The organism is Bacteroides sp. (assembly GCF_052357945.1).
Taxonomy (GTDB): Bacteria; Bacteroidota; Bacteroidia; order Bacteroidales; family Bacteroidaceae; genus Bacteroides.
Genome location: NZ_DAWCXD010000076.1, coordinates 1 through 24,384, shown reverse-complemented (window position 1 = coordinate 24,384; position 24,384 = coordinate 1). Strand labels below are relative to the sequence as shown.

The following is a 24,384-nucleotide window of genomic DNA, read 5'->3' as shown; positions in this document are numbered from 1 at the left end:
AATTTCATAATTTCATATTTTTGTCGATTAAATTTAAATCTTGATTTACTTACTAAATAATAGAAGAATATCATTTATTGTTTTCAAGGTTCTCTCCGATTTGTTGGAGCAGTCTAAAAGCTCCAGCCATCTTATAGTTACCCAAACATTGTTTAGCCTGCATGATGCAACTTTCAACAGTAAGTTTCAAATTTGGTGTGAAAGCGAATTTATTTATCTGCATTTCCTTAGGAAGTTCATTGGCATGATTATTGAGCCATACGATCATTTCATTTAATTTCTCTTCGGAATAAGATTTCTTTTTCACCATGATACATAAATTCATGTCAACTGTGTACAAAAATAAAAGAACATATAATTCACGCGCTATCTTTTAACAAAAATATTGTTGAAATAAAACCGCTCCCACTTATCACAAGCCGGAACGGTTCAGATTAGTTACGTTTTGACAATCTACTTTATTCTTCAAGAACAAAACAATGACGAATTTGTTCAAAAGGATTTGCCTATTTCTAAAAATATTTTTTGTCACATTATTGCGTATTACAATAGATCCCCAAAACAAGGAGTAATTTTTGTTATGAGATTGGCTTCTACCCCACAATACAAGGCAAAAATACATAAAATTCTATTCTCTTCAGTTGATTGTGTAATCCAATTGGGAAATTGTATTTAAACAAATACCCCGACTCATCACGAGCCGGGGCAGTCCAATTTATAAATTTAAAGTCTTATGATGAAGATTGTCTGTTGCGCCAATGTTTTACTATCAGCACAACGACAAACAAAACAGTTACACAAACACAGGTAAAGCCTTTTTGTTTAAGCAAAGTGGATTCTTTTTTATCCTTTATGATTCTGACCGTTTTTCCTCATGGATATCGGAAGTGGTTTCCTTGTCGGCTTTCACCTCCGTACAGTCTTTGGTTGTAGTTTCCTTCTTTCTATTCTTGCTGAAATCACCTTCTACGTGACCGTCAGCCAGTAACAAAACTTTCCTGGTCGGGCTGTCAGACGGTTTTCTTGTACCATAAATCCGAAAATTAATCACGTAGTTGCCATTGGTTGCAATCAGTTCATTCAAAGAGATGATAGAGCCATATACGATGTTGACCGACTTACGAGTGCTGTCCTTTCTACACTCTTGGCAGTACACTGGACTATACGCTTTTCCAACCAGTCAACCTGCTTCCGCTCGTTCTCATTCTCCGCCGAATCGGCAGACGCATTCTCCTTCCGTGCGTTTTGCGGTTTACACAGAATATGAACCCCAGCGGACAGCTTCCAATCCCTTAAAGCCCCAGTTATAGCCAACCAGTCATTTAATTCCATTCTGCCTATTGTTTATCTGATTGATTATAAAATACACACTTAAAAATCCTATCCGCTTGCACCATCGCTGCCAAAACACTAAAATCCATTGTCACGATATGTCAATAAAAAAGACTCTGCAAAATAAGAATAAAAAACGATTTACCAAAGAAGAATATAAATATATTGAATCGGTCTGGAATGTAAAAAATTATATTACAGGCCAGCATCATTTTTTAGTTAATTTTGCACCAATTATTTAATAAATATCTGATAACATTAGTTTAAAAAGCGTTATGTTCGTCTTGTAAATCGGGATATATGGATTCTCCAAATGAGAAGGGATAGTATGATTTTTCTTACATCATAAAGTAAATCTGACGGCATCACACCTCATATCGGCGAGAACGGTAATTGGTGGATAGGTATGACTGATACAAAAATAAAGGCGCAAGGAGCCAAAGGGGACGATGCCATTGCCCCCCAAGTTCAAATCAACGCCACGACAAATGAATGGGAAATCTCAACGGATGGCGGCAAAAACTGGAAATCGACAGGGATTAAGGCGACCGGGGAGAAAGGCGACAGGGGTGATGCGGTATTTGTGGAAAACGGAGTGGACTACACAAGTGATCCTGATAATGTCATATTCACTCTGGCTGACGGAAAGACCAAGCTGACCGTACCACGTACCAAAATATTATCTGTCAAGTTCAAGGATGGTTGCGATATTTTCTCGGTAACTTCCGTTAGTAATATAATTGATATTGAATTTATTGGTTTGACAACAGAAAATTATAAGGCTTTGGTTGCGGAATTGAGAAGCAAGGACGGTACTACAGATATAGACATTGTGACCCTGCTGAAAATAAGGATGTGGAAATTAAAGAACCTGTATTTACGGATGGGAAATGTACCGGAACGACAGTCAAAATCAACAAGAAAGAAATAAGTGGAGAAAAGACCGTTCTGAAAGTGACTCTTATAGATAACAACGGGCAGGAAATTTCAGTTTCCCGTATCGTGAAATTCTTTGGTGCGGGTGCTCTTGATGAAGCCGCCCAGAACGGAGGTAGCTTTATATTGTCTGATGACATTATTCTGGAGAAACCGGTTGAGGTGGCAAAAGGGAAGGAACTTGTATTGGATCTAAACGGTAAAACCATCTCTAATTTCTGAACGGATAAGCATCCGCGTGCATATATCCCTGGTTGATTGCCTCATTGACCAAGATACGGAGCTGTTTCATGTGCTTGGCTATCGTATTGTCCGCATTGCCCTTTTCCCTTAAGTATTGCTCAAAATCACGAAGGAATGTATAGGTAATATCCTTGAAGTCCAATCCGGAACGGAAGTCATTCAAGACCGCCAGTGTAGAGTGCAGGTTGTCCTTGGTGGACTGCTTCTTGTCCGAATTGTCAATGGCTGATTTGGCGAAAGTGGAGAAGCTGATATTCACGGCACTTTTCTTCTTGACAGCATCCTTCAGCAGTGAGAGTGTGGCAGGTATTCCGCGCTTCCAATACCCCAACTCTATGCCTTGCAGATACAGGATGTATTCATAGAGCATTGCGTTGAGTTCGTTAGATTGGGGGGGGTAATGACTTGTGCCCCCTCACGGCTCCAGCACTCCGGTTTGAGGTAAACATTGGTCTTCAGGTAGATTTTCCTTTGGTTCAAATAGGCTTCAACCTGTACAAGAGCCGTGCCCTGCCTGTTAAGTGTGTTCTGGCGGTTATATACAAGACGGTATCTGATTTTATCCATTTTTCCGCAAAGGTGCGAAAAGATTAATGGAAGAAAGGTATCAATGTGGAACATTTCCACATCATCCCACACTATATGAGGATTTTTTCCATTTCACATATAATTAGTAAAATATTAACCAACTGATAATCAGATTAATTATTCTTTTGGCATAAAAATTGTCCTATCATTATCGTAAAACAATAACCATTAAAAATATAAGATTATGAAAAAAATTTTTGTTGCAGTAGCATTGGTAATGGGATTAGGAACAACAGTGGCATTTGCCGAAAATTTGACCTCAGGTGTTGAAACAGTCATGGCAGTAAATGACTTCACCCCTATTGAAGTGAAAGACCTTCCGGCAGCGGTAACGGAAGCAATCGCCAAAAATTTTGCGGAATCAACCGTCAAGGAAGCGGCGGTGGAAGCGGCAGAGGATGGCAGTAAGACCTATCAGGTTGTTCTGACAGACAAGGAAGGAACTGAAAGTACGGTGTTCTTCAATGAAAAAGGTGAAATACTGAAATAACATATTTTACGTCTCTTTGAATAAAGAATAGCCTCTACCTTTACAAGCAGAGGCTATTCTTATAACAAAAAGATACATAAAAAGACGGGATTCACCAATCCTGCCTTTTTCAATACAAACTGCTTTACTTATCAAGATGCCTTACAACATCCCAGTTTAATGAATCTAAAAATAAAAACACATTCAGTTATTTGTGATAGCAAAGCTATAACAAATATTTTAAAGAAAAATCTTATGCATAAAAAATGCACAGAATAAACTATATATAGACCAACATACAACACATTTAAAACAATATTGTAATACAGGGTCATTGACACAAACATTCTGAAAGAACAAAAGAAAGACGCATGACTGATAGCCAATCCGAAAGAGTATGTTATTGAGGTTGTCAAAAAAAACTAAAAGAAATTTAGTTAAAGTCCTATTACTGAAAACAACGTAACAGATTATTCCTTAAATTTGCTTATATATAAACTTTAAATATAATGACATATGAAAACGATTGCAATTCTAATTACTTTACTTTTAATAATTAATATAAACATTTATCAAGGTAATTCAACTGAAGTTTTAGCAAGTAACGAAAGCGGTATCTTTCAATATTAGGATCTAGAGAAGAAAAAATGTCTTAGCAATGGACATAAAAGTATATCGTTTCATTAACTCTCATGCAATGACTCAGATTATTTTTTTATCAAAAACCTTTTGTAATGATTTTATAAAATACATTTTTAATAATATTAATTCTAACCATGAAAAGTATTTCCATTTTACGCCTAACCGCAATCCTTTTGTGCAGCATGCACCTATTGGGATCCGCCTCACTTCAAGCCCAAATGAACAAATGGGTAAACTATAGCCCGGATTTGACCACCGTACTGAAAAATCCTGCCATGGGATGGATGATGTACGAAGAAGGCTGGTCTTTTCAGGGAACACGCCACAATAAAAGCAACATCTATACTCCCGAAGTTTTTTGGAAACAGATGGAAGAATGCAAAGCAGCTGATTATTCCAATATTCTGTACATCAGAATGCTGTGGAAAGATTTGGAACCCGAGGAGGGCAAATATGCATGGATTTACAATGAACGGTATAAATGGTATATACAAAAAGCCAAAGACAAAGGGCTTAAACTGGCCTTCAGGGTGTTCTTTCATGGTGTAGACGGAGTACCGTCCTATGTGTACGAAGCCGGAGCCACAGAAAGTCCAATAGACGATGAAGGCAAAACCCAGCCTTATTATGATAATCCAGTATTCCTTGAAAAGCTGGACAAGTTCATAGAGGCTTTTGCAAAGGAATATGACAATCCGGATGAGGTAGATTATATTGATGCATATGGATTGGGAAGATGGGGAGAAGGACATGGACTGGTACTCGAAAAGCAAGATAATCTGGAAAGCGTTATCCGACAGATAACCGAATCGTATGCAAGACACTTCAAAAAAGTGCTTACGGTAATGAATCTTTCGCAGAGCGACTACAGGTTTTCCAAGCCGCTAGTATATGACAAGCTGGGGTTTCTTCCTCGCAGGGATGGTATAGGCAGTTTTTGGTTTTCTAATGAAGAACGTGCGATGGTACATGACGAACTTTTCCCCAAAAGAGCTCTTATTGGTGAGGGATGCTGGTGGTTTAATGCACAAGATGGGGATAACTCAAAATACAAGCATTTCCAAGGAGACAAACGTTTTGCCATGAACGATTTCAAAGAAGCTTTTACCGTTTCTGTGACTGATGCTTTGGACAGCCATTGTAACACGCTGGATTTGCGTGTACCTTTACAGTGTAAATTCTGGATAGAAGAGCTGCCGGACCAAGTTCAGCGTTTTATAACTTTAGGCGGTTATCGTCTTTATCCGGACTATATAAAGGTGGAGCAAGACCACAAAACGTTGACTTTGTTTCATTCATGGAAAAACTATGGTGTGGGTGTATTGCCTAATAATCATCCCAATTGGAATTATAAATATCAGGTTAGTTTTGTTTTGATGAATGAAAAAAAGGAAATTGTATTTCTTTATACAGAACCGGAAGCAGAACCTTCCGAATGGTTGAAGGGAATATCATACAATTATTTGAGTCGGTTTAATATTCCGGCAGAATTGCAGGGAAAGTATACCTTATGTGTCGGCTTGACTGACAAGACAAAAAATAACGAAGCGGCTATTGATCTGGCTGTGTCTGGGAATTTAAAAATAGGGAAATGGATATTTGTGGTTGAACTGGAGTTGTAATGTGTGTACTTGGCATTTTTGCACCAATTAATAAAGAAGCTTCTGACTGATTATCAAAAAATAAGAACTTTCTCTATATCTGCACCCAGTAAATCCAATATGTTTAGGGATATTCTTTCAATAGTACAAAATAACACAATCTATTCAAGCTAAATTATTGATAATCAGATAGTTTTTGTATCTTTGGATATCCCTCAAAAAAGAAAATTAAGAATATAAATTAGTGGAAAATAAAAGTGCAATTCTGATTATTGATGGATTGCACTTTTTATTACTTTTGTAAAGACATTGTTTCTTCACATATAATTTGAGATTATGAAAATAACGTTTTCATATTTCTCCTGTCTTTTCATTATCGGATGTACACATCAATCCAACCAAGGAAAATCGTTATAGAAAGCAGCAATGCAGATGCAATTCGTGTAAGTGCTGATACTTTAGCGTATGAATATACTGCATGGGCATTTATAAACAAATCTGTTCCCATATTTCTCATTAGCCATATACTGCTCAATCAATTTACATAATGATGTTCAAACCACCTGTATTCATCTTCCTCAAATAGTGCTAAAAAAGAGAATTCTGATAGCCAACTACCTAACTATCAGAATTCTCTTTGGAGCGGCAAACGGGATTCGAACCCGCGACCCTCAGCTTGGGAAGCTGATGCTCTTCTGCGGCTGCCAAAGGCTTCGCCTTCGTCAGCTACCAACTGAGCTACTGCCGTTTAGCTGCTCTTAATGAGAATCCTTGTTATCGGTTTCTTTATGCTGGTTTAACTCTTGGTTTAACTTTGCCGTTACATGAGAAATGTTCAACAATATATTATTATCACGTTGTAGGTAAAACCTATGTTACAAAGATAACTCTTTGGTTTGATTAGGGCAATAGTTTCTATATAAAAAGAAACAGCATAAGAGTTTCCTCAAATGCTGTTTTAATCTGCCCTAATTGGTATGGATTATTATTTCCGTTTAAAAATTATTATATCACTATGTCCATTATTATTAAGAATCAGTTCATCTTCTGTAATTTTAACAATTGTGTAAATGATATTCTCTTCTTTCCAATCCCCTTGTCCCCAATCATTCGTATAATAAGTAACAAACATATATCTGTTAGGGAAGTATTCAAATGTACCATTTTCAGTTTCATTACTATAAGGTGTGTCATAACTATATGTATAATCTTCATTGAATTTAAAAAGTCGTCCAGCAACTTCCCCTGTTCCCTCCCAAGTACCGATCAATAATTCTAAGGTATTGTCCGGTTCTTGAACTTCTTGGATGATTTCATTAGTAACATCATCCCCACAAGAACTGAATCCTGTACATAGTGCAACTAATAATGAAGTTGCCAATAATCTAAATCTTCTCATTATCAAGTTTAATCTACGCCTACCTGTTCCCTATGGATAAGCTGTTAATAAATCAAGCATTGAGGAACATATAATCTAGTTTGATTACCAATGCTATAACGGGTGCAAATATAATAATATTATTATAAATAAAAGAAATATAAAAGGAATAAAACTATATAAAGGTTTTATATTTAGTCACTTGGATAAGTAATAAAATATTTCACCTTATAAATATAACAGCTCAAATCCACATGAACTTATAAAGCACAAGTAAATTTCTCCGGCTAAAATTAAAGGTAGGACAAACTCGGATTGGGGTATATAAGACTAACCTTGCTCTAAATTTGTCCGCCTTTCAAAGTGACCTCACGACATCAAGCCTGCTCTGACAAGCAATCTCTTGACTTGTGTAATCTGAAACTTGCATCCCTTAGATGTAACGAAGCCTTGTTCATTTAACAGACAAGTCATTTCAGATAATGATTTGCCTTGCATAGATAATGACCGTAACAGTGCTATCGCTCTCATGTTATTCGGATTGTTATCAGCTTTAGCCTTGTTGGTAGTGATACTATGTTGGACTGCTTGTTCAAGTTTATTCATCAAGTTCTCCGATTTACCAAGCTGCACACCCCTTGCTTTTTTGGCTTGAAGTGATTGTTTGGTTCTCTGACCAATCAGCCCTGCTTCATATTCGGCTATGCTACTGATGATATGCAGAATCAGTCTGTTGGCTTGTGGAAAGTCACAGAACACAATCTCAACATCACTTTCTAACAGCTTGGAAGTAAATGCTACATTCCTTGACAACCTATCCAATTTGGCAACAATCAGAATAGAGTTCGTTTTCCTGCACATCGCCAAAGCTGCAAGAAGTTGAGGTCTGTTAGACTTCTTCCCACTCTCCGTTTCAATGTATTCAGCAAGTATGGGCTTATTCTTTACATGGTTGTGTATAATCTCCCGTTGTGCTTCTACACCAAGACCCGATATTTGCTGTTTCATGGTGGATTGCCTTAGATATGCTATATATGTCTTCATAATTCACAATTATTAATAGTTGGTTACAAGTGCTGAATGTTCGTTCAGCTTATGTAAGTAAGGACACCCAACTTAGAAATTGAGTGCCTTTTACCTTATTATAATTCTCCCTCGTCAGCAAAGCTGTAATATCCTGTATCTGTAAGTATGAGGTGGTCTAAAACTGTAATTCTCATAAGTCTTGCAGCTTCTTTGACCTGCTTAGTAATCTCCATATCCTGCCTACTTGGTTTCAGATTACCACTTGGATGATTATGCGCAAGGATAATGGCTACTGAATTGGTGAGCAATGCGGCTTGTAGAATCACTCTTATATCAGCACAAGTTTCAGTAATTCCACCCTCTGAAATGAGCGTGTAACCTAAGACTTGCTTGGCTTGGTTTAAGAACAAGACTTTGAAATATTCTTTGTAACAGATTGTACCTTTCTTATATGTTGAAAGTAAGACTTCATAAGCATCCTCCGAACTATATATTTTATTCCGGCTTTTTGATGTGGATTTGTAAGTGAGTTCCACTTCTCCAACAGTATAATCCATGTCTAATATTTTACTATTCATTCTATCAATATTAATGTGGTGGTGGAAGAAAAATTGGACAGTTAAAATGGTCTGTCGCCATATTCATAAACAAGAATTGAATTGCATACCCTATCATAGAATGAGAATCCGCAACAAGTATGGAAGTAGCTTTCATAAACTGCTGCATATTCACCATGCAGCCTGCTGTTCCTATCCAAAAATGAATCAAACTTGTGCAGCCAATATTTAAGTGCTTGCAAGCGTTTGATATATTGCAGATTATTCTCACAGTAACATAATTTCTCTTGTAAAGAAGTGATATGATTGATAGCATTTTCAATTTTAGATTTATCCATAATGTATGATATTTAATAGGTTGGTAGAAATAAAGAAAGGACAACTAACCTAATAGCTGCCCTTTCCTCTCTCAATCAATAAAGCCCATTTAATCAATGAACCATTTGTAACGCTCATCCCCATGTAAAGCCGCATTGATTCCAACTGCCATTTCAGTGGCATTTAAAGAACGGTCTAAGAACGAATCAATATAGCTTGACTTATTAGCCCCTGTAAGCAAGTTATAGAACTTCCACATATTAAGCTCACTTCCAAAGCTGCCAAAGTTTTCATCGTTGATGTATGCTTTGGCTACGCTGTTAATCTGCGTATCAGTGAGCAACATTCTTGGCAATGCCTTTTGATAGCCTGTTGGCAAGCATTGGTAAAGTCGCATCTTACCTATAATCTGTGCGAATTGGTGTTCACTCATGGAAGTGTTGCCTAATTGCTGCATCAGATAAAGATGCTTGGCAGGATTGTAGTTATTGAACAGTTCCAATGCTGCACGATAGAGTTCTGTTGTGTTGCTCACTCTTAAATCATCCTTGTAACCATTGGTAAAGATGCACATATTGCAACAGACTTGGTTCTTGAAGCCAATAGCCAATCTGAACAGCTCTGGAACTTTCTTGCTGTACAGGTTCATCTGATTATAAGCCCTCACACCTACAATTGAAAGATTGAGCTTATTTCCCCCAACCGTTTCATAAATGGTAGGAACATCAATGCTGAATGCTGCCCTCTCATAATAAATGGTCTTGTCAGATTCCAACAGTTGGTTGGCTGGCTTGTGGATAGCTTCAGGGATTCTGCCTTTGATAATGTGGCTTACTCTTATATCTGCCTGTTCCACTTTTTCACCATTAAAGAATGATTGGGCTGCATCCTGTATGGTTTCAACAAATGCAGCATGGTTAATGGTAAGTTCATTGTCTTTGGAGAACACAGGAGTAATGCACTCATGTTTCAGATGATTCAATGTTACTTCCTGTGTATTGGCTTCAATGAAATGGTTTACAGGTCTTACAGGTTCGTCCACAATAATTGTAGCTTCTTCTGCATATTCACCCAAATTCATTCTCTCACGGTTCTGTGCCATAGCTGGCATGATAACTAAATTTCTCATAATGAAATTGAATTAAATGGTTATTGATTGAATTAACTCCGGAATTGGTAAAGTCCATATCGTCTTGGATTACTCCATAACGATTTGAACTTTACTACAATTCGCTGAATTACTTTTAAGTGATATTACAATTAGACTATATTACCATTATGTCTGTATTGTGTATCTCTTTAAGAAGTCCATGAATGATGTGAGGTGAATAGTAAAATTTATAATGGTTGAGGGGGTGGGTAGGTGTCTGACCAATTCCGTTTTTATTCTGCTTGGTGAGAGGGGGTGTAAAATAGTGGTATGGTAGTGCTTGTATAGTTAGGTAGTTCTTCCAAGGAGAGCCTTAAAACCAATAATTGGAGTTTATAGCCACCTTAACATGATTATTCAACATTATCCAATTTTCATTATTTTATGATGTCGAGATTGATTACTTTTGTTGTATCAATAAAGAGGGATAAGGGAGTTTAAAAGTTACAGTTATTGTCCTAAAATCTATATATAAGTGTGCACAGATTCAGAAATAAGACCGGAGAATGCTCTGGTTTTATTTTATTCAAATTGTCCAATTTTAATTCCATGTCCTCCTTTATATTAAGATTAATATCCATGAAATATTGGACACAACTTCAAGATGTTTTTTTATTAATCAGCTCACTAATATGTAGAATTTATGATAAGAACTGATATTGAAATTCCTAAGAACATTAAGTATTTAGGTGAGATTAGGAATATTGAATTACCTTATGGAACATTTGACAGATTTGAACTTCCGAATGGAATATTAAACAAAGATGTACCTAATTGTGGAGCAACGACCTTGGCTCTTGAAGATAACCATAAGACCATTATATGTAGTCCAAGGAATAATCTGTTACAGAACAAAAGTGAACAGTACCCCAATGTTTTGTTGGTAATTGGTGGAGTGAATATAAATGAGGTAAGGACTTATATTGAACAAACAGAAATCCCCAAGATTTTGGTGTCCTATGATTCCATTTACAAGCTGGCAGAGTGTATAAAAGATACTACGGATTGGAGAATTGTAGTAGATGAGTTCCAATATATGTTAGCCGACAGCGGTTTTAAGTCAGAAGTGGAATTGAAATTGTTGGAGCATCTAAAGAGGTTTCCGTATGTCACTTACTTGTCAGCAACTCCAATATTGGATAAGTATTTGAAGCAGATAGACTATTTTAAAGATATGAACTATTATCATTTGATTTGGACAAATAAAGAAGTTGTAAAAGTGTATAGGGAGCGTTCAAATAACCCCATAAGTGCTGCGATAGAAATAGTACGGTCATATCAAAATAAAAACTATCCTTCTGTATTCATGGATGGAGAAACTTATTACTCCAAAGAGTGTGTTATATTTCTTAACAGTGTAAGCAACATTGTGAATATAGTCAAACAGACGGAGTTATTACCTGATGAGGTAAATATAATAGTAGGTAGTTCAGAGGAAAATGATAAGTCGATAGCCAAACTTGGTAATGGTTTTCAACGCGGAAGAATTCCTCTAAAAGGTGAGACACATAAAATGATCACCTTTTGCACTTCGACAGCATTTGCCGGGTGTGATTTCTATTCAACCAATGCTTCAACCTTTGTTATCAGTGATTGCAAGCGTATCAATACTGCGATTGATATTTCAACTGACCTTGTACAGATTGCAGGTCGGCAGCGGTTGGCTTGTAATCCGTTCAGAAAGTTCCTCACATTCATTTATAATGTGAATAAGGAGGATGTATCGGAAGATGAATTTAGGAAATATCTGGATGATAAGGTTTATTTGACTGAGAGAGAAGTTGATTCTAACAATGATGAAACGGACATCCAATTAAGAACTAAGCGTATTAGAGATTGCTTACGGGAACAAAAGATGCTTCAATATCAAGATTCGTACACTATGTATGATAAGTCTTCTGACAGATTCGTTTTTAATAAATTGGCATATATAAGTGAGCAATATGCCTATGAATTGCAGAAGTACAATTATAGGAATGGTATTATCGTTAAGAAACAATTGTCTGAGAATGATTTTGATGTGACGGAGAACCAAACTTATGGTATTTATAAAGAACAATTGAAGCATATAGTTAAGAAAGAAACGTTTGTTGATAGAATGACTCAGTATTGTGAGTATAAATCTAAAGGTCTGTGCTTTGATTTGGCTGCATTTACTTTGGAGCAAAAATATCCCGAGTTGAAGTATTATTATGATGAACTGGGTGGTAATAGGATAAAAGCTCTTGGCTATAAGGAAAAAGAATTGAAGAATGAAATTAGTATCAGACATTCGGATGCTAAGATTCGTTATAAAATGGGTACTGTCTTCCAAATGGGTATGGAGCTTACAACTGACAGGATAAAGGAGTTGATGAATGAAGTCTATCAAAAGGTCGGGGTAAAGAAGAAGGGTAAAGCCACAGATTTAGAGAAATTATATGGCTTTAAGATTCATCCATGTAAAATACTGCTTGATGATGGTAGCAGGAAAAATGGATATAAAATTATAGGGGTATAAATAAAAAAAGGGTGTTTCGATTAGTTCGATTCACCCTTCATTTATTTTATGTACAACCTTATTTGACTTAATTAATTATTGTTGGAATTTTTGTGCAGTATATGAACCTGCTCAATGATAATTCCTTGAAGGCATTGAACTTTATCCTCACATTTAGAAGCATCCAATTTAAGTTTCTCGTCAGCTTCAATACTGTTAAGAGCTTCACAGATTCCATCAAAACCGTATTGTGAGATGCAATAATTAATGGCTTTGATGTATCTGGTCTGTTTGGCTGCCTTTGCTCCAAATGCTTGGACGGCGGCTTTCATTAAAATTTCAGCTTGGCTGTATGTCCGGTGCTCTCCTTTTGGCAGCAGAGCACTTGCTAAAATTGCCTTGCTTTGCATCAAGGAGGTTGTGGTATCCAAACCAAAATAACCTTGAGCGGCTGTGCCGTTCATTCCAAAGCTATTGCTGAACTTTTTAATCTGTAACAGAAGTTTATCTTTGGAAACGATTCCGGCAAATCCTATCCAATCATCCTTTGACGGGCATTGGGATAGATATGCTGTCGTTGCCACTCGTTGATAGGCATCAGCTACGCTGTCACACTCCACTATTTCTGCTTTGATTGGAATATCTAAACTCCATAGATTGATGTTATCCGGCTTGTCAAGATAGACTAATATTCGTGGTGCTCCTTCAGGGAGTTCATCAATCTCTCGACCATGATAGTCGAATAGTTTAACATTTTCCTTAATGAACACTTCCGCATCTGTTAAACAGAAAATGGTAGGTAAAATTTTAGATTTATCCATTGCTGTAAAGACTTTATCTTTGCTAAAGTCTTTCTGTTTAATAGAATAATCGGTGAATGCAGGAATAATATCTTGTTCTTCACCCTTGATTGAAACTGTGGCTACTGCGAGCCACTTAGGGGCTGTTTCCGTCCCATAATTTATTATTTGCATTATCTAATAATATTAAAATGAAATAAATAGCCATCCTTTGAGAGGATGACCGTTATTGCTCACTTTGATTTAAAAGATATGCTGTTCGTCTTCTTATAGTAACCTACGCCTTCCGTAGGTGGAATAAGATTGTACATGATTTCAAAGACCTATAGTCTTTATCAGAAGACCAGTCGGCTGGTATCAAGAACCTTTCGACAATGCAAAGATAAGGCATATTATCAGAAGTGTCCAAACCTTTCGGTGGTAATTTTATGTATCATCTGAAAACTGTGCGGATTAGTTAAATTATGAGTATATCCCTTAACGTCAGCAAATGAATAATCCCCACCTGTATTGCTACAAGTGAGGAATTTGTGGTTTAGAGTAAATTCTTCATTGCTTCATCTACTTGCTCGTTATCGAAGCTATCCAAATATATTTGAGTAGTTGCCAAATCTGAATGTCCCAATGCTTCACTAATCAATGCAATGTTTACGCCGGATTTTTTAAGAACACTTGCAAAAGAATGCCGGGCTGTATAGGTCGTGACATTGGATTCAACTCCAAGTTGTGCGGCAAGCTGCTTTAAATTCTTGTTGACCTTTCCTAGCATCTTATGTATTCTGTTCTGCTTTTGCAGTGGTGTCTTATGCAGTTGGGCATTGAGAATGGGGAATAGGTAGCCTTTACTCTCTGCTGCATATCGTCCAATGATTTGCAAGGCTTCTTCTGACAGTCCCAACTTGATGAGCTTGCCTGTCTTTTGGCGGATGTAGTGCAGCCGTTTCCCCTCTATGATATTCTCTTTAGTTAGATTGGCTATGTCAGTGAAATTGATGCCGCCACACAGATAACTGAATATGAATATGTCCTTACTGAGTTGAACATATTGCCGTTTACCAATGGGACGGACATCCGTTGAGAATTTCAGTACGTCAGCTTTAGCAATAGCACGCTTCTCTGTACTTACATCAAACTTGCTTATCCTGTAATCATTGAAAGGATAGTCAGACTTACGTGCACATTTACTTTCAATGGCTTTATTGTACGCGCTACGCAGGGTGCGGAACAACAAACTCATGGTGGTTTCCTTGTTTCCCTTGGAACGCAACCACTTCTCGTACTTGTTGAGCCATGCAACATCTATTGCACTAAATGGAATCTCTAAATTCCCATTGGTAAAGACATTGATAGAGTTGTAGGAGCTTTTATAAATAAGCCTGTTCCCATATTTCTCATTAGCCATATACTGCTCAATCAATTCTTGATAGAACTGTTTAACGGTTTTAAGTTCATACTTTTTGTGATCATCTTGGAGCAGAGTGGTAGTGGTGTACTCTTTCTGTTCAGTGTTCAATTCCAACATTCGTTGTTGCAGTTCTGCTTGTTTGTCAAGGATAAGTTTTAAGATGTATTCCTTGTTGGGACAGGTTGGTTTAGGTCTCTCTCTTACGAAATCCCACTGATTAGCCTTAATGGAAACTCCTAAACTTTGGTACTTCTTCTTCCCATCTTTACAGATGCGTAACATTAATGGGTGCTCGCCATTTGATAGAATTTTAGACTTGTAGCACACCACTGTAATTGTAGCATTCATGCTGTTCTTGGTTTAACTCTCAGTTTAACTCACACGGTTAAACCACGCTAAAACCAGCACTTTCTAAAAACAAAAATCAGATAGGAATCTTTTGATAACTATCTGATTTCCAGCAGAGCGGCAAACGGGATTCGAACCCGCGACCCTCAGCTTGGGAAGCTGATGCTCTACCAACTGAGCTACTGCCGCATCTCTAAAACGGAAACAAAAGTAATATATATTTTTCAACCGACCAAATATAAGCAAACAATATTTACTATAACCATCAAAATTTCTGCTCTCCTGTTTATATCGACAGCTTTATGCATATCCTGTGTATGGATAAACCGATCCTTATCTCCAATAAAAGGTTTATAGACTATCTCTCCAAAATAAACATGAGGACCTCCAAAACGGCAATTCAAGATACCTGCTAAAGCAGACTCCGGATAACCTGAATTAGGACTCGCATGCCGGTTACCATATTTACCTACAAATCTCAGCAAACCGGGACGCCCTGCACACAGCACCATTAAAAATGCAGTTAGACGAGCCGGAATATAGTTCGCCATATCATCAATATGTGCAGCGACACAACCAAACTGAAGATAACGTTCATTCCTATAGCCTATCATAGAGTCAAGCGTATTAACCATCTTATAAGCAAGCATACCGGGAACTCCCAAAAGCAAATACCAGAATAATGGGGCAATAACCCCGTCACTCAAATTCTCAGCCAATGTTTCCAAAGCAGCCGTACGCACTTCCTGATCTGTCAATTCCGAAGTATCACGCCCTACAATACGGGAAACCTGCTTTCTTCCTTCCTCCAAAGAATGATCCGCAGCCAAAAAAACCTGCCTTACTTCGTTGATAAGTGTAGTTCCTGCCAAACAATAGAAAACAAGCACAGCAGAGAGGATAATACCCAACCAACGGTTTAGCACAAACAGATAATGCAATACCAAAACAGATCCTACATACACTAGCAAAATAAGCATAATGGCCGCCACCCCTCCTTTCAACATCCGATGTGTCCCACAGTTCCATCGTTTCTCACAAAAAGAGATCAGCTTCCCGAATCCTACCACCGGATGCGGCAATCCTACCGGATCCCCAAGCAATTTATCTAATATCCATCCTATCAACAACGGAAGAATTAATACATATATGTCCATTTCTTTATACTTTCTACCAGTTTGTCATTTTCTTCCGGAGTTTGTGTAGCAATACGGAAAAAGTGTTCATTCAGCCCTTCAAAATTGGATGCGTCACGAATAAGGATCCCATGCTCTGTTGCCAGATATTCTTTCAAAGCCGCCGCCTTTCCCATCCGCAATTGGACTAACATATAGTGAGTATCCGATGGCCAGATCTCCATTCCCCCTATTGAAAGTAAAGATTGAACTAATCTCTTTTTTTCCCTCAATAGCAAATAGATATCTATATCATATTGAGAAGAAGACAATAAATAATGCCCGGCCTCTATAGCCAACTGATTAACAGACCAAGGCATCCGCTGTGTCCGGATTTCATGTAGCAGTTCTTTACATGCAGTGATATATCCTAAACGCAAGCCGGGCACGGCAAAACGTTTTGTCATGGAATGCAACAGAATAACATTCGGAAATTCCGCAGCCTCCCTGGCTGTAAGCAAAGCCTTCTGTGTAAAGAATTCATACGACTGGTCCATGATAAAAATACGCTGCGGATTTTGTTTTATACAGGCTGTCAAGACTTCCTTCTCCCTAACCTCTCCTGTGGGATTATTAGGATTACATAACCATATCAACCTCCCCCTATCCGGCAAACGGTTCAAATTATATATAGGAACCACTTTATGACCATGCAGACGACAAGCGTCCGCATATTCGCTGAAAGTGGGCATCAAGATAGCCGAAATCTGATTCCTGAATGTCTGAGCTATTAAATAAATGGCTTCCGTAGCCCCATTGGTCACACAAACCTCTTCAGACGAAAGATGAAACCGTTCCGCTAAAACCTTTTCCAACGAATAAGGTTCCGGCTCGGGGTACGTACGGATACTTTCCATCTGCTGAAACAAATGTTGATGTAATCCGCTATGGTCTACATGATTATATACGTTTGAACTGAAATTTATCTTTATTGCTTTATACTTATAAGCATCATCACCATGTCCTTCAATCATTTCCACTCATTATTTGGTACAACAAAGGCAGATTAAGATGACTGCGTACATGCTCTGCCAATTTATCATATTGTTCTTCTTTATAAGTCCGGTAATCCAACACCGTATGACACTCCAGTTTTTCTGCGTATGGTTCCAGCAAATAATCTATAAATGCCTGATTATCCAATATTCCATGAATATAACTTCCCATACATTTTTGATTTACAAAACAACCGTCCTCTCCACCGTCTTCCAGTTTATTCAAAGGAACAACAGACACCCCCGGAACCGGGCGGGTTTCTCCCATGTGTATTTCATATCCTTGGCAAGTTTCCGCATTCTCAAGAAAATGAAAATTCACCTGCCGCGTCACCTTCTCCCCTTGCATCGTAGTAATGACGGGAAGCAGTCCCAGTCCCGGCAATTGGCGGATCTCTCCCTCCACTCCTTCCGGATCGTGAATCTCAAGTCCCATCAATTGGTATCCCCCACAAATTCCCATTACAGTAACCCCTTCCCTATGCGCACGTAGGACAGCTTGCGCCACCCCGTTCCGTCTCAACTCATACAAGTCATCCAAAGTGCTTTTGCTGCCAGGAAGCAGAATAATATCAGCTTTGGCCAGATCTTCCGTATTATTGGTATAATAAAGGTGCACCCGTTCATCCCGTTCCAATCTGTTGAAATCTGTAAAGTTTGAGAGATGACGCAACAGAACAACTGCTATGTTTATTTTACCTTCCACGGCGTGCATCCGTTTATAGTCCAAGCCTACGGAATCTTCTTCCTCAATATGTATATTTCTATAATAAGGTATTATTCCCAAGACAGGAATACCACATAAATCCTCCATCATCTTCACACCAGGCTCAAACAAACGGATATCCCCTCTGAATTTATTAATGATTACTCCTTTTATACGTTTCTTGTCCTCAGGAGTTTGTAACATGACCGAACCATAGACACTGGCAAATACTCCTCCCCGGTCAATATCAGCTACCAAAATCACATCCGCATCCGCATAACAGGCCATCGGCATATTCACCAAATCAGTATCCCGCAGATTTATTTCGGAAATACTCCCTGCTCCCTCCATTACAATAGGGTTATAACGTGCGGCAAGACGGTCAAAGGCTGCGTTTACCTCCTGCCTCAGCTCTTCACGTCCCTCCTTGCGAAAATACTCAAAAGCGTTACGATTACCGATGGGACGACCGTTTAATACCACTTGCGAAGTATGATCGGAACTGGGTTTCAACAACAAAGGATTCATGTCCGTATGACAAGGAACTCCAGCCGCTTCGGCTTGTACAGCTTGTGCACGCCCTATTTCCAACCCTTCCGGAGTGGCATATGAATTCAGTGCCATATTCTGTGCCTTAAAAGGTGCCGGTCGATAACCGTCCTGTTTAAAAATGCGGCATAATGCAGCAGCGATGACACTTTTGCCAACATCACTGCCTGTTCCTGCCAACATAATCGGGTGTAAATTCTTTTTCATCACTCTTTCTTCTTTCTTTTATATGCAAAGGACTGCCACTTTTCTTCCGTCCAGTTCTGTTGTTGCATCTCATAACGGGCCATAACAAAAAACAAATCGGACAGCCGGTTGATAAACCGAAGAATTATCTCCGGTAACGGATCTTGTTTATGCAAAGTCCATAATCTCCGTTCAGCCCGGCGTGCCACCGTCCTAGCAAACTGCAGCTGCGCTGATACCGGCGTTCCTCCGGGAAGGATAAAGGAACTATTATCCTCCATCTGTTCCATCAATGTATCCATTGCTTCCTCACAAAAAGAGCATAAATCATCAGGCAAGATATTAGGATTCCCTTCACGGATAGTTGATGGTGTAGCCACATGGCTCATCACTGCCATCATGTTTTTCTGAATTGAAAAAAGCAAGGATTGCCATTCGTGCCCCTGAGGTAAAAACGAACGCACAATTCCTATAACAGCATTCAATTCATCAATACATCCATTAGCTTCAATGCGGATATCATCTTTAAAAACCCGCTCTCCACCATGAATTCCTGTCATGCCCTTATCTCCGGTTCGTGTATAAATACGTTTCATACTTTCCATAATTTCAAGATATCCGTTTCCCCCCAATATAGATGAGTATATCCGGCTATCACGTTTTTATATCTATAAAGCGGGGTACTCACTTCCATTCCTCTTGCCGTAAATTGTTTTGCTACAGAAGGCATAGCGTCAGGAGCAACGACATTGGAATAATGAAATTCGTGCCCGCGAAGCTCCATCCCTTTATATTCTATACGGCGATATCCTAGATGAAGTCTGGCACCCACCATGGTACAATCCAAAGGCAAAATCCCCGTCATGGCATATGCAGTCCCTCCCTGGCGGGCTGTCAGGGAACGGGTGAGAAACATCATACCTCCACACTCGGCCAAAATTTTCCCCCCCTCCTCTGCATAAGTTCTTAATGCTTCCATTAACTTTTTGCGCCGATGTAGTTGACGGGCGAACAATTCCGGATATCCTCCGGGTAAATAAACCAAATCAGCATCCGGCAAATCACTACCATATACAGGACTGAAATAAGTAATGCTTCCTAGCGCAGACAAGCGGTCTATGTTTTCTCTATAGATAAAGTTGAAAGCCGGATCCCGCGCTATGGCTATCTTCATCTTTTTAGCAGAAGGAGTAAAACTTTCCACCCCTGTTTCTGAACTATAAGGCAATGTATACCGACACGGGAAATTACGATGACAAATACTCAGCAGCTTATCCAAATCCACATATTTTCCAACCAATTCCGCAGCCTGTTCTATCAAGGTGTTCATGGAACGTTTGGCTGTCAATGTCAAACCCAAGTGCCGGGATGGAATTTTCAACCCTTCTGTCATAGGCAGATATCCCAAACATTCCACTCCTGCATCAACACAAGCCTCACGTAAATAAGCGAAATGAGAAGGAGATGACACTTGATTGAAAACAATACCTGCAATCTTCACAGCCGGATTAAAATGCTTGAAACCATAAATTAACGGAGCCACAGAATAAGCTGTAGAACGCGCACTTACTATAAGCACTACAGGGATATTCAACAATCTGGCTATTTCAGCACTACTTCCCTGCATTCTTTGATAACCGTCAAACAATCCCATCACTCCTTCGGTTACACATACATCGGCTCCATCTCCATATTTATTATACAGATGTTGTACATGGGTATTTGATGCCATCCAAGTATCCAAATTCACCGACTCATGGTCAGCAGCCAGCGTATGAAATTGTGTATCAATATAATCAGGACCACATTTAAAAGGCTGTACCCGCAGACCTCGTTTGTGCAATGCCCGCAGCAGCCCCATCGTAAAAGTCGTTTTTCCGCTTCCCGATGTAGCGGCCCCTATGAGTAATTGTGGCTTCATTCTTTAGTATTTCTTTAAAAACGGATACAAAGATAGTGCAAATTGCAAATTATCGAAATTAGAATAACAGATTAATTCATAATTCCGACATATCAAGTAAATATCCTTAGAAAGCAATTAAAGTTTTATGGTTTATCAATTAAATAAGCTACCTTTGCAGTCATTTTTGCCAGAATGACAGCTATACAACAATGATAAAATTGATACTATAAATAATTAAACTAGATAATGAATTATGGAACTTTTTAGAAATCTCTTTGAAGGGTACCCTAATTTATGGGGCGGCGGAGTAGCACATTCCGTACTTATTCTTTCACTGGTCATTGCTTTCGGCATCATGTTAGGAAAAATAAAAGTGGCAGGTATCTCATTGGGAGTAACCTGGATACTTTTTGTAGGAATAGTATTCGGTCATTTCAATCTGAACCTGGACGAACATCTGTTGCATTTCTTAAAGGAGTTCGGTCTGATATTATTTGTCTACTCAGTCGGACTACAAGTGGGTCCCGGTTTCTTCTCAGCATTCAAGAAAGGAGGATTCACACTGAACCTGCTTGCCATGATGGTTGTATTTTTAGGTGTGACCATCACCATTATACTCCATTTCATAACAGGTGTCCCCATTACCACAATGGTAGGAATTCTTTCGGGAGCTGTAACCAATACCCCGGGACTAGGTGCCGCACAGCAAGCAAACAGTGATCTGAATGGTATAGACGCTCCCGAAATAGCACTGGGATATGCCGTAGCCTATCCATTGGGAGTAGTAGGGTGTATTCTCTCCCTGCTGGCATTGAAATATATCCTGCGCATCAATACAAAAACCGAAGAAGCCGATGCGGAACGGGGATTGGGGCATCTACAAGAACTGACAGTACGCCCTATCTCACTAGAAATACGCAATGAAGCCGTAGAAGGTAAAACAATAAAAGAAATCAAGCCATTGGTAAACCGTGATTTTGTGATTTCACGCATACGGCATTGTGACGGAGACAGACAAACAGAACTGGTGAACTCCACTACAGTATTTCACATACACGATGAGATTCTTGTTATCGCCAATCCGATAGATGTAGAAGCTATCACTGTCTTTTTTGGAAAACAAGTGAATGTGGAATGGGATTTCCAAAACAAACAACTTATCTCCAGAAAAATTCTGATCACCAAGCCTGAATTGAACGGTAAGACATTGGCCCAACTAAAAATCAGGAATAACTTCGGAGCAAGCATTACCCGTGTAAACCGTTCGGGTGTAGACCTTGTGGCCACTCCCAACCTGCAATTGCAAATGGGTGACCGGGTGAAGATTGTGGGTAGCGAACTAGCTGTAGCCCATGCCGAAAAGATTCTAGGTAATTCCATGAAACGTTTGAATCATCCCAACCTGATCCCTATTTTCTTAGGCATCGCATTAGGGTGTATTCTAGGAAGCACTCCTTTTTTATTCCCCGGTATCCCCCAACCGGTAAAACTGGGACTGGCAGGAGGCCCCCTTATCGTATCCATCCTGATAAGCCGTTTCGGACCACATTATAAACTGATAACCTATACCACCATAAGTGCCAATTTGATGGTACGTGAAATCGGTATCTCGCTTTTCCTTGCTTGCGTAGGATTAGGAGCCGGCAAAGGATTCATCGAAACAATCATTAACGAGGGTGGATATGTATGGATAGCATACGGCGCCATTATTACGCTGCTGCCTTTACTGATTGTAGGTATAATAGGACGATATGTTTATAAACTGAACTATTACACCTTGATCGGAGTATTGTCCGGAGCCACCACCAATCCGCCCGCATTAGCCTACTCCAATGATTTGACCTCTTGTGACGCTCCGGCAGTGGGTTATGCCACCGTTTATCCGCTTACCATGTTTTTACGTGTACTCACAGCACAAATATTAATATTGGCACTTGCCTAATCCCGCCAGAATTATTGCAAATTCATATTACCGTAGGAGTGAATTAGATTCACTCCTACGGTTCAAAATCCCCCACATCTTTCAAAAGCAACCATTTTTTCATTAATCTTAAAACATATATAAAATAATTGCCTACCTTTGTGCCCGATTTGGTGATATAGGCAGCCTTTCTCTGCCTGTATAAAAGGGAATTCGGTTATAGAATCCGAAGCAGTGCCCGCTACTGTGAAACCCGTCTGATGAAAAGCAATTCTCACCAAGCCACTGTTTCTTTTGCCAGAAATGGGAAGGCGCTTTTCAGGGTGAAGCCAGGAAACCTGCCAAGTCCGAACATAGATAATCATGCTCTCCCGGGGTCAGGAAAGTGAATTATTAATTCTTAAATTCTTTCGATGAAAGTAAAGTTATTATTGACAGCAATTACTTTAAGCTGTCTGGCTATTGACGTACTGGCACAAGTCAGTATCAGTGGAAAGATTGTGAGTGCCGATACCAACGAACCTATAGTGGGAGCTAATATCCGTATCGATCAAAGCCTTTCAGGATGCACCACAAATGGTAAAGGCGAGTTTTCCATCAGCAATCTCCCTGATGGGAAACACGTATTAAGAATCACGCATGTCAGTTACACACCCAAGTCTATCACGACAAAAGGAGGTGAAAAGAATCTTCTTATCAAGCTACAAGACAGTTTTACCAATATAGGCCAGGTAGTAGTAACCGGTACAGGAACACACCACCGCATGACGGACAGTCCCGTGCCTGTTTCCGTTATCACTGCAAAGGATTTAAGTAATGCCAGTGTAACATCGCTGGACGAGGCCTTACAAAAGCTGACCCCGTCTTTCTCAAGTATGACCAACGGCATGGGGACAACATTGAGTCTGAATGGATTGCCTGATGATTATTTCATTTTTCTGGAAAATGGCAAACGCCTGTATGGAGATGACACCTATGCTCGAATCAATGTTGCCAAAATCAAACGTATTGAAATATTGAACGGCGCTTCTTCCGCTCTTTACGGAACAAATGCTATCGGAGGAGTTATCAACATCATTACTGATGATGCAAAAAATGCTATCAATGTTTCCAGCGATACCCGTTATGCCAGTAAAGGACGTTTTACCCAGTCCGTAAACATAGATGTCAATACCGGCAAGTTCGGCTCCTACACCTCTTATCGCCGTCAGCAGGCCGAAGGATGGCAACTGAATCCATACGAGGAGAACTCCAAAACTCATGAATTGGAAGAAACCGGGAAAGTAGCTTCTACAGGCTTCTATGCAAATACTGTCAATCAAAAATTCACTTTCGATGCTACCGACAAACTCTCTTTTTATGCCCGCGGCGGATATTATGACAACAAGACACGCCGCCCTTATGAAGCATACGACTACAACATATTGCATGAAACCTTTAATTATGGCATTGGTGCCCAATACATGATAAATAAAGGGAATTATATTACCGCAGACTGTTACGCCGATCATTTTTCTTCCTCTTATTGTTTTTTTAAAGACAATAAAACCTATAATGGAAAAGCAGGTGAAGAGCAAGTGCGCAAACGGACCCGTAATCACAATCTTAGCATAAAAGGTATTTTTAAATTAACGTGAGTTCGAAATAAAATCAAAAAATAGCAAGTTGTCCGTCATT

19 protein-coding genes, 1 tRNA gene, 4 pseudogenes and 1 riboswitch are annotated in these 24,384 nt (G+C 39.1%); of the genes and pseudogenes, 7 read left to right on the top strand and 17 right to left on the bottom strand.

What is annotated here, in order from left to right:
* Positions 1–70: 70 nt before the first annotated feature.
* The 3 genes and pseudogenes from ACT8YW_RS14210 to ACT8YW_RS14200 form a co-directional block, all read right to left on the bottom strand.
* Positions 71–313 (bottom strand): DUF6965 family protein, encoded by a 243-nt coding sequence (locus tag ACT8YW_RS14210; RefSeq protein WP_085930164.1) that lies wholly within the window; start codon positions 311–313, stop codon positions 71–73.
* A 418-nt stretch (positions 314–731) separates the two neighbouring features.
* Positions 732–1,135: pseudogene (locus tag ACT8YW_RS14205) on the bottom strand (hypothetical protein); the annotation flags it as partial.
* A gap of 8 nt (positions 1,136–1,143) precedes the next feature.
* Positions 1,144–1,332 (bottom strand): annotated as a pseudogene (locus ACT8YW_RS14200) (hypothetical protein); the annotation flags it as partial.
* A gap of 406 nt (positions 1,333–1,738) precedes the next feature.
* Here ACT8YW_RS14200 and ACT8YW_RS14195 point away from each other — a divergent pair.
* Both ACT8YW_RS14195 and ACT8YW_RS14190 read left to right on the top strand, forming a co-directional pair.
* Positions 1,739–2,263 (top strand): DUF4988 domain-containing protein, encoded by a 525-nt coding sequence (locus ACT8YW_RS14195; RefSeq protein ID WP_227238819.1) that lies wholly within the window; start codon positions 1,739–1,741, stop codon positions 2,261–2,263.
* Positions 2,188–2,490, top strand: a complete 303-nt coding sequence (locus ACT8YW_RS14190) for a hypothetical protein (protein WP_227247968.1) — start codon at positions 2,188–2,190, stop codon at positions 2,488–2,490. The genes ACT8YW_RS14195 and ACT8YW_RS14190 overlap by 76 nt, the downstream gene beginning before the upstream one ends.
* On the opposite strand, the pseudogene ACT8YW_RS14185 reads toward ACT8YW_RS14190, so the two are convergent.
* Positions 2,486–3,078: pseudogene (locus ACT8YW_RS14185) on the bottom strand (phage integrase SAM-like domain and Arm DNA-binding domain-containing protein); the annotation flags it as partial. The gene ACT8YW_RS14190 and the pseudogene ACT8YW_RS14185 overlap by 5 nt on opposite strands.
* 205 nt (positions 3,079–3,283) lie before the next feature.
* Here ACT8YW_RS14185 and ACT8YW_RS14180 point away from each other — a divergent pair.
* Both ACT8YW_RS14180 and ACT8YW_RS14175 read left to right on the top strand, forming a co-directional pair.
* Complete coding sequence (locus ACT8YW_RS14180) at positions 3,284–3,589, top strand: hypothetical protein (RefSeq protein ID WP_118935701.1); 306 nt, start codon at positions 3,284–3,286, stop codon at positions 3,587–3,589.
* A 989-nt stretch (positions 3,590–4,578) separates the two neighbouring features.
* Positions 4,579–5,832 (top strand): hypothetical protein, encoded by a 1,254-nt coding sequence (locus tag ACT8YW_RS14175; RefSeq protein ID WP_032939127.1) that lies wholly within the window; start codon positions 4,579–4,581, stop codon positions 5,830–5,832.
* Positions 5,833–6,796: 964 nt separating this feature from the next.
* Here ACT8YW_RS14175 and ACT8YW_RS14170 read toward each other — a convergent pair.
* From ACT8YW_RS14170 to ACT8YW_RS14150, 5 genes are all read right to left on the bottom strand, one after another.
* Positions 6,797–7,210, bottom strand: a complete 414-nt coding sequence (locus tag ACT8YW_RS14170; protein WP_005853355.1) for a hypothetical protein — start codon at positions 7,208–7,210, stop codon at positions 6,797–6,799.
* A gap of 348 nt (positions 7,211–7,558) precedes the next feature.
* Positions 7,559–8,233 (bottom strand): recombinase family protein, encoded by a 675-nt coding sequence (locus ACT8YW_RS14165; protein ID WP_032947629.1) that lies wholly within the window; start codon positions 8,231–8,233, stop codon positions 7,559–7,561.
* 98 nt (positions 8,234–8,331) lie between these two features.
* Positions 8,332–8,793, bottom strand: a complete 462-nt coding sequence (locus tag ACT8YW_RS14160; protein WP_032947627.1) for a JAB domain-containing protein — start codon at positions 8,791–8,793, stop codon at positions 8,332–8,334.
* Between the two features lie 41 nt (positions 8,794–8,834).
* Complete coding sequence (locus ACT8YW_RS14155) at positions 8,835–9,110, bottom strand: hypothetical protein (RefSeq protein WP_005853350.1); 276 nt, start codon at positions 9,108–9,110, stop codon at positions 8,835–8,837.
* 89 nt (positions 9,111–9,199) lie between these two features.
* The gene (locus ACT8YW_RS14150) at positions 9,200–10,219 is read right to left on the bottom strand and encodes a DUF3871 family protein (RefSeq protein ID WP_005853348.1); all 1,020 of its coding nucleotides are present in this window, start codon (positions 10,217–10,219) and stop codon (positions 9,200–9,202) included.
* Positions 10,220–10,883: 664 nt separating this feature from the next.
* Here ACT8YW_RS14150 and ACT8YW_RS14145 point away from each other — a divergent pair.
* Positions 10,884–12,740, top strand: a complete 1,857-nt coding sequence (locus ACT8YW_RS14145) for a DEAD/DEAH box helicase family protein (RefSeq protein WP_005853344.1) — start codon at positions 10,884–10,886, stop codon at positions 12,738–12,740.
* Between the two features lie 71 nt (positions 12,741–12,811).
* Here the strand turns inward: ACT8YW_RS14145 and ACT8YW_RS14140 are convergent, their stop codons facing one another.
* The 8 genes from ACT8YW_RS14140 to ACT8YW_RS14105 form a co-directional block, all read right to left on the bottom strand.
* A complete protein-coding gene (locus ACT8YW_RS14140; RefSeq protein WP_005853342.1) occupies positions 12,812–13,693 on the bottom strand; it encodes a hypothetical protein in 882 nt (293 codons plus the stop codon).
* Positions 13,694–14,054: 361 nt separating this feature from the next.
* Positions 14,055–15,272, bottom strand: a complete 1,218-nt coding sequence (locus tag ACT8YW_RS14135; RefSeq protein ID WP_005853340.1) for a site-specific integrase — start codon at positions 15,270–15,272, stop codon at positions 14,055–14,057.
* Positions 15,273–15,388: 116 nt separating this feature from the next.
* A tRNA-Gly gene (locus tag ACT8YW_RS14130) sits at positions 15,389–15,461 on the bottom strand.
* A gap of 35 nt (positions 15,462–15,496) precedes the next feature.
* Complete coding sequence (gene cbiB / locus ACT8YW_RS14125) at positions 15,497–16,429, bottom strand: adenosylcobinamide-phosphate synthase CbiB (RefSeq protein ID WP_005846467.1); 933 nt, start codon at positions 16,427–16,429, stop codon at positions 15,497–15,499.
* Positions 16,411–17,421: a threonine-phosphate decarboxylase gene (locus ACT8YW_RS14120; RefSeq protein WP_005846469.1), complete on the bottom strand. Its 1,011-nt coding sequence runs from the start codon at positions 17,419–17,421 to the stop codon at positions 16,411–16,413. Before ACT8YW_RS14120 ends, cbiB begins: the two co-directional genes overlap by 19 nt.
* Entirely contained in the window at positions 17,414–18,904 is a 1,491-nt protein-coding gene (locus ACT8YW_RS14115) for a cobyric acid synthase (RefSeq protein ID WP_005846471.1), read from the bottom strand. The genes ACT8YW_RS14120 and ACT8YW_RS14115 overlap by 8 nt, the downstream gene beginning before the upstream one ends.
* Positions 18,904–19,479 carry a cob(I)yrinic acid a,c-diamide adenosyltransferase gene (locus ACT8YW_RS14110; RefSeq protein ID WP_005853332.1) on the bottom strand — a complete coding sequence of 192 codons (576 nt, stop codon included), beginning with the start codon at positions 19,477–19,479 and terminating at the stop codon, positions 18,904–18,906. Before ACT8YW_RS14110 ends, ACT8YW_RS14115 begins: the two co-directional genes overlap by 1 nt.
* A complete protein-coding gene (locus ACT8YW_RS14105; protein WP_005846475.1) occupies positions 19,476–20,804 on the bottom strand; it encodes a cobyrinate a,c-diamide synthase in 1,329 nt (442 codons plus the stop codon). The genes ACT8YW_RS14110 and ACT8YW_RS14105 overlap by 4 nt, the downstream gene beginning before the upstream one ends.
* 235 nt (positions 20,805–21,039) lie before the next feature.
* On the opposite strand from ACT8YW_RS14105, the gene ACT8YW_RS14100 reads away from it, so the two are divergent.
* Positions 21,040–22,728 carry a putative transporter gene (locus ACT8YW_RS14100; RefSeq protein ID WP_005846477.1) on the top strand — a complete coding sequence of 563 codons (1,689 nt, stop codon included), beginning with the start codon at positions 21,040–21,042 and terminating at the stop codon, positions 22,726–22,728.
* Between the two features lie 133 nt (positions 22,729–22,861).
* Positions 22,862–23,067, top strand: a riboswitch (cobalamin riboswitch).
* A 53-nt stretch (positions 23,068–23,120) separates the two neighbouring features.
* Positions 23,121–24,338, top strand: a pseudogene (locus ACT8YW_RS14095) (TonB-dependent receptor); the annotation flags it as partial.
* Positions 24,339–24,384 lie beyond the last annotated feature (46 nt).

Excerpts from the sequence above, each read along its gene's own strand:
- ACT8YW_RS14155 (WP_005853350.1), bottom strand. The coding sequence starts at position 9,110 with ATGGATAAATCTAAAATTGAAAATGCTATCAATCATATCACTTCTTTA.
- ACT8YW_RS14120 (WP_005846469.1), bottom strand. The coding sequence starts at position 17,421 with ATGATTGAAGGACATGGTGATGATGCTTATAAGTATAAAGCAATAAAG.
- ACT8YW_RS14150 (WP_005853348.1), bottom strand. The coding sequence starts at position 10,219 with ATGAGAAATTTAGTTATCATGCCAGCTATGGCACAGAACCGTGAGAGA.
- ACT8YW_RS14160 (WP_032947627.1), bottom strand. The coding sequence starts at position 8,793 with ATGAATAGTAAAATATTAGACATGGATTATACTGTTGGAGAAGTGGAA.
- ACT8YW_RS14105 (WP_005846475.1), bottom strand. The coding sequence starts at position 20,804 with ATGAAGCCACAATTACTCATAGGGGCCGCTACATCGGGAAGCGGAAAA.
- ACT8YW_RS14135 (WP_005853340.1), bottom strand. The coding sequence starts at position 15,272 with ATGAATGCTACAATTACAGTGGTGTGCTACAAGTCTAAAATTCTATCA.
- cbiB (WP_005846467.1), bottom strand. The coding sequence starts at position 16,429 with ATGGACATATATGTATTAATTCTTCCGTTGTTGATAGGATGGATATTA.
- ACT8YW_RS14115 (WP_005846471.1), bottom strand. The coding sequence starts at position 18,904 with ATGAAAAAGAATTTACACCCGATTATGTTGGCAGGAACAGGCAGTGAT.
- ACT8YW_RS14100 (WP_005846477.1), top strand. The coding sequence starts at position 21,040 with ATGGAACTTTTTAGAAATCTCTTTGAAGGGTACCCTAATTTATGGGGC.
- ACT8YW_RS14145 (WP_005853344.1), top strand. The coding sequence starts at position 10,884 with ATGATAAGAACTGATATTGAAATTCCTAAGAACATTAAGTATTTAGGT.
- ACT8YW_RS14170 (WP_005853355.1), bottom strand. The coding sequence starts at position 7,210 with ATGAGAAGATTTAGATTATTGGCAACTTCATTATTAGTTGCACTATGT.
- ACT8YW_RS14180 (WP_118935701.1), top strand. The coding sequence starts at position 3,284 with ATGAAAAAAATTTTTGTTGCAGTAGCATTGGTAATGGGATTAGGAACA.
- ACT8YW_RS14175 (WP_032939127.1), top strand. The coding sequence starts at position 4,579 with ATGGAAGAATGCAAAGCAGCTGATTATTCCAATATTCTGTACATCAGA.
- ACT8YW_RS14165 (WP_032947629.1), bottom strand. The coding sequence starts at position 8,233 with ATGAAGACATATATAGCATATCTAAGGCAATCCACCATGAAACAGCAA.
- ACT8YW_RS14110 (WP_005853332.1), bottom strand. The coding sequence starts at position 19,479 with ATGAAACGTATTTATACACGAACCGGAGATAAGGGCATGACAGGAATT.
- ACT8YW_RS14195 (WP_227238819.1), top strand. The coding sequence starts at position 1,739 with ATGACTGATACAAAAATAAAGGCGCAAGGAGCCAAAGGGGACGATGCC.
- ACT8YW_RS14140 (WP_005853342.1), bottom strand. The coding sequence starts at position 13,693 with ATGCAAATAATAAATTATGGGACGGAAACAGCCCCTAAGTGGCTCGCA.